At 70.1% G+C, this 425-nt stretch carries 1 pseudogene; it reads right to left on the bottom strand.

What is annotated here, in order from left to right:
* Positions 1–425 (bottom strand): annotated as a pseudogene (locus tag RM572_RS29405) (UDP-N-acetylglucosamine 1-carboxyvinyltransferase); the annotation flags it as partial.

Below are 425 nucleotides of genomic sequence, written 5' to 3'. Positions count from 1 at the left end.
ACCGAGTTGAGCCGCTCCGCCAGCTCCTCGTAACCCCGGTTGATGACATAGACGTTGCGCAGTACGGAGGTGCCCTCGGCCGCCATCATCGCCAGCAGCACCACCACGGCGGGCCGCAGGGCGGGCGGGCACATCATTTCGGCGGCGCGCCAGCGGGTGGGGCCCTCGACCAGGACCCGGTGGGGGTCGAGGAGTTGGAGGCGGCCGCCGAGGCGGTTGAGGTCGGTGAGGTAGATCGCGCGGTTGTCGTAGACCCAGTCGTGGATCAGGGTCTGGCCGTGCGCGGCGGCCGCGATGGCCGCGAAGAACGGGACGTTGTCGATGTTGAGGCCCGGGAACGGCATCGGGTGGATCTTGTCGATCGGCGCCTCCAGCTTGGAGGGCCGCACGGTCAGGTCCACCAGCCGGGTGCGGGCGTTGTCGGC

Source organism: Streptomyces hazeniae (assembly GCF_031845485.1).
GTDB lineage: Bacteria > Actinomycetota > Actinomycetes > Streptomycetales > Streptomycetaceae > Streptomyces > Streptomyces hazeniae.
This window is presented reverse-complemented; position numbering and strand designations above follow the sequence as displayed.